Consider the following 4,619-nt stretch of genomic DNA (forward strand, 5'->3'; position numbering starts at 1 on the left):
GCCGTGACCGCGGTCGGCATTCTCTCGATGGGCGCCTGCGTGCCCAAGGACGAGATCCGCAACGAGGACATCGCGGATCGTTTCGGCGTCACCCCGGACTGGTTCGTGCAGCGCACCGGCGTGCGCACCCGGCGTTACGCGGCCCCGGACGAGGCGGTCTCGGACCTGTCCATCCGCGCCGCCGAACAGGCCCTGGAACGGGCCGGGGTGACCCCGGACCGGGTGACCCACCTGATCTTGGCCACCTCCACCCCTGATGCCCCGCTGCCGCCGACCTCCTGCCTGGTGCAGGAGGCGATCGGCGCGCGCAACACCGCGGCCTTCGACCTCAACGCCTCCTGCAACGGGTTCCTGCACGGTGTGGCCCTGGCCCGCAACCTGGTGCGCGGCAACCCGGACGAACTCGTGCTGGTGATCGGCGCGGACGTCTACTCCCGGTTCATCGACCCCAATCACCGCGGCACGGTGGCCCTCTTCGGCGACGGCGCGGGCGCGGCCCTCATCGGCGCGGTGCCCGACGGCCTTGGGCTGCGGGACATCGAGCTGCGCAGCCACGGCGAGGCGGCGCCCATCCTGGGCATCGACGCCGGTGGCAGCAGGCTGCCCGCCACCCCGGCCACCCTGATCGGCCGCAAGCACTTCGTGCGGATGGACGGCAAGGCGGTGGCCCAGTTCGTGCTCGGCGAGGTGCCCGGCCTGGTCGCCAGAGTGCTCGACCGGGCAGGCGTCGACCCGGCCACCATCGACCACTTCGTGCCGCACCAGGCCAATGGCGTGGTGATCAGTGAGCTGGTGCGGCGGGTCGGCTTCACCGGGCAGACCCACCTGACCCTGGACCGCTACGGCAACCTCGGCAGCGGCTCGATGCCGGTGACCCTGGAGGACGCCTGGCGGCGCGGTGCCCTCAACGTGGGCGATCTGGTGCTGCTGGCCGGCTTCGGCAGCGGCATGAACCTCGGCGCGGGCCTGCTGCGCTGGAGCGCGCCCCCGATCGGCTGAGCCGAGACCAGCGATCCCAAGGAGATCAGATGACCGAGACCATCCACCTGGGCAACGGGTTGCCCACCACCAGGGACACCCCGCTGGACCCGCCCGAGGTGATCAGCAGGCTGCGCGCGCAGGCGCCGATCGCCCGGTTCACCTACCCGGACGGGCACGAGGGCTGGATCGTCACCGGCCACGCCCAGGCCAGGGCGATCCTGGCCGATCCGCGGTTCAGTTCCCGGCTGGAGTACGTGCACGCGCCGGTGGCCGGGGACCGGGCGGCCAACTTCAACCCGGCCGATGTGCCGCCGGGCATGTTCAACAAGATGGACGCGCCCGAGCACACCCGCTTCCGCAAGCAACTGGCCGGCCAGTTCACCGCACGCCGGATGAACCAGCTCACCGAACGCGTCACCGAGATCGCCGAGGAACACGCCAAGGCCATGCTCGCCGCGGGCCCGCCGGCGGATCTGGTGAGCGGGTACGCGCTGCCGATCCCGTCGCTGGTGATCTGCGAGCTGCTCGGCATCCCCTACAGCGACCGGGAATCCTTCCAGGCCGACATCTCCAAGCTGATGGACATGGAGAACGGCCACGAGGAGGCGATGGCCGCCGTCGGCCGCACCTGGGGCTACGTGGCCGGACTGGTGCACCGCCGCAAGAGCGAACCCGCCGGTGACCTGCTCAGCGACCTGGTCGCCGCGGGCGAGCTGACCGATCCGGAACTGACCGGGGCGGCCATCGCGCTGCTCATCGCCGGGTACGAGACCACCTCGAACATGATCGCGCTGGGCACCTACACCCTGCTCACCCAGCCGGGACAGCTGGCCGCGCTGCGCGCTGATCCGTCCCTTGTGGACGGTGCGGTGGAGGAGCTGCTGCGCTACCTCACCGTGCTGCAGGTCGGTACCGAGCGCGCGCCGCTGGAGGACGTGGAGATCGACGGGGTGCTGATGAAGGCGGGGGAGACCGCGCTGATCCACCTGCCCGCGGCCAACCGGGACCCGGCCCGTTTCGCCGATCCGGACCGGCTGGACATCACCAGGACCGACGCGGGCGGCCACCTCGCGCTGGGCCACGGCATCCACCAGTGCCTGGGCCACCAGCTGGCCCGGATCGAGCTGCGCATCGCCTACTCGACCCTGCTGAGCCACTTCCCCGACCTGCGGCTGGCGGTGCCTGCCGAGGAGATCGAACTGCGACCGGGCGCGGGCGTCTACGGCGCGGTTCGCCTGCCCATCACCTGGTAGCACAAGGAGAACTCCATGACCGAGACCATCCACCTGGGCAACGGGCTGCCCCCGGCCCGGGAACGCCCGCTGGACCCCTCCGACGTGCTGGCCCGGATCAGGGCACAGGCGCCGATCGCCCCGTTCACCTTCGCCGACGGGCACGCCGGCTGGCTCGTCACCGGCTACGCCCAGGCCAAGGCGATCCTGACCGACCCGAGGTTCAGCGCGCGGGCGGAGTACTCGCACCCGGCCATCGCCGGTGAGCGCGCGCAGAGCTTCAACCCCGCGGACTACCCGCCCGGCATGTTCAGCAAGATGGACGGCGAGGAGCACTCCCGCTTCCGCAAGCTGTTCGCCGGGCAGTTCACCGCCCGCCGGATCAACGAGCTGACCGATCGGATCACCGAGGTGGCCGAGTCGCACGCCAAGGCCATGCTCGCCGCCGGTCCACCGGCCGACCTGACCACGGACTTCGCGGTGCCGGTGTCCTCCATGGTGATCTGCGAGCTGCTCGGCGTGCCGTATGAGGACCGGGACCGGTTCGAGGCCGACACCGCCACCTTCCTCAACCACGCCAGCAGCTACGAGGACAGCAAGACGGCCATCGGGAGCATCTACATGTTCCTGGCCGAACTGGTGCAGCGGCGCGCGGCCGACCCGGCCGACGACGTGCTCAGCGCGGTGGTCGCCAGCGGCGAGCTGTCCGCGCCGGAGGTGATCGGGGCCTGCCTGGGCATGCTGATCGCCGGGTTCGAGGGCTCGGCGAGTCAGCTGGCACTGGGCATGTACGCGCTGCTGACCCACCCGGAGCAACTGGCGGAGCTGCGCGCTGATATGTCCATTATGGACAACGCGGTGGAGGAGCTGCTGCGGTATCTGAGCGTGGTCAAGGACGGCACCCAGCGTTGCCCGGTGGAGGACCTGGAGATCGACGGGGTGCTGCTCAGGCAGGGCGAGACCGCGCTGGTGCACGTGGCCGCGGCCAACCGGGACCCGGCCCGCTTCGTCGACCCGGACCGGCTGGACCTGCGCCGGCCGGACGCCGCCGGGCACCTCGCGCTCGGCTACGGGCCGCACATCTGCCTGGGGCAGCAGCTGGCCAGGGTGCAGATGCGAGTCGGCTACGGCACGCTGCTGCGCACCTTCCCCGATCTGCGGTTGGCCAAGCCGGTCGCGGAGATCCCGGTCGGCGTCGGCATGGCGCTGCAGGGTGTGCGCAACCTGCCGGTCACCTGGGGGCGGTGATGGGGCGAAGCGAGGTGGTGGCCGGGCTGCGGGCAGAGTACGCCGCGGCGCTGGCCGGGGGCACCGCGCGGTTCTTCGAGCCGCGCAGGCGGGAGTGCCCGTGGTGTGACTCGCCCGCGCTGACCACCCGACTGCGCACGCCGGACCTCATGCAGCACAAGCCCGGCCGGTTCGTGCTGGAGGAGTGCGGTGGCTGCGGGCACGTGTTCCAGAACCCGCGGCTGACCGAGCAGGGCCTGGACTTCTACTACCGGGACTTCTACGACCGGCTGGGGGAGAAGGCCACCGCGGGCCGATTCCGCAGTCAGCAAGGCGCGTACCGGGGCCGGGCCGGGATGGTGCGGCCACACACCGAACCCAAGGCCTGGCTGGACGTGGGCACCGGCCACGGCCACTTCTGCGGCACGGCGGCGAAGTTGTTCCCGCACACCGACTTCGACGGTGTCGACATGACCGACGGGGTGCTGCTGGCCGAGGGCGAGGGCCGGATCCGGCAGGCGCACCAGGGCCGGTTCACCGCGTTGTCGGCCGGGCTGGCCGGGCAGTACGACGTGGTCAGCATGTTCCACTACCTGGAGCACAGCGTGGAACCACGCGAGGAGATCGCCGCGGCCAGGGAAACCCTGCGCTCCGGCGGACATCTGGTGATCGAGGTGCCCGATCCGGAGTGCGGGCTGGCCAAGGTGCTCGGGCGGTACTGGCTGTCCTGGTTGCAGCCGCAGCACCTGAACTTCGTGCCGGTGGGCAACCTGTGCGCGGAGCTGACCGAACAGGGCTTCACCGTGGTCGACGTGCACCGGAAGAAGGCGCACATGCCCTTCGACCTGATGCTCGCCGCCGGGCTGTTCGTGGAGAACCTGGCCCCGCGCGGGGACGCGCCGTGGCTGGCGGTGCCGCCGAACCCGCTGGAGCGCCTGGCGCGCGGCGTGGTGGTGGCGGCGGGCATGCCACTGGCGGTGGCCGGTGTGCTACTGGACCGGCTGATCGCGCTAGCGCCGGAGCGGGCCGGGCTGACCAACACCTATCGGGTGCTCGCCCGGCTCTCCTAGCAGAGCCGGGGTCTGGCGCCATACGTCGGGCGAACGTCTCCCTCGCGTTGTGTTCCCGCCATGGGTGCGCGCGGGAGGCTGCGCTCAGCCAAGGGGAACTGGGGAAATC

General features: G+C 71.2%; 4 protein-coding genes. All 4 read left to right on the forward strand.

The genetic code is table 11. The annotated features are described in order from the left end of the window. The first annotated feature begins 3 nt into the window (after positions 1-3). The 4 genes from ACWDY5_RS22565 to ACWDY5_RS22580 are packed head-to-tail and all read left to right on the forward strand — an operon-like array spanning position 4 to position 4,510. Positions 4-999: a 3-oxoacyl-ACP synthase III family protein gene (locus tag ACWDY5_RS22565; RefSeq protein WP_449724140.1), complete on the forward strand. Its 996-nt coding sequence runs from the start codon at positions 4-6 to the stop codon at positions 997-999. A gap of 29 nt (positions 1,000-1,028) precedes the next feature. After that, positions 1,029-2,234 (forward strand): cytochrome P450, encoded by a 1,206-nt coding sequence (locus tag ACWDY5_RS22570; RefSeq protein ID WP_449724141.1) that lies wholly within the window; start codon positions 1,029-1,031, stop codon positions 2,232-2,234. A 15-nt stretch (positions 2,235-2,249) separates the two neighbouring features. After that, complete coding sequence (locus ACWDY5_RS22575) at positions 2,250-3,461, forward strand: cytochrome P450 (RefSeq protein ID WP_449724142.1); 1,212 nt, start codon at positions 2,250-2,252, stop codon at positions 3,459-3,461. After that, a complete protein-coding gene (locus ACWDY5_RS22580; protein WP_449724143.1) occupies positions 3,461-4,510 on the forward strand; it encodes a class I SAM-dependent methyltransferase in 1,050 nt (349 codons plus the stop codon). Before ACWDY5_RS22575 ends, ACWDY5_RS22580 begins: the two co-directional genes overlap by 1 nt. The last annotated feature ends 109 nt before the right edge of the window (positions 4,511-4,619 follow it).

The sequence above is a fragment of the Crossiella sp. NPDC003009 genome (assembly GCF_053591555.1).

Bases quoted from the DNA above. Each gene is read 5' to 3' on its own strand.
- ACWDY5_RS22570 (WP_449724141.1), top strand. From the start codon at position 1,029: ATGACCGAGACCATCCACCTGGGCAACGGGTTGCCCACCACCAGGGAC.
- ACWDY5_RS22575 (WP_449724142.1), top strand. From the start codon at position 2,250: ATGACCGAGACCATCCACCTGGGCAACGGGCTGCCCCCGGCCCGGGAA.
- ACWDY5_RS22580 (WP_449724143.1), top strand. From the start codon at position 3,461: ATGGGGCGAAGCGAGGTGGTGGCCGGGCTGCGGGCAGAGTACGCCGCG.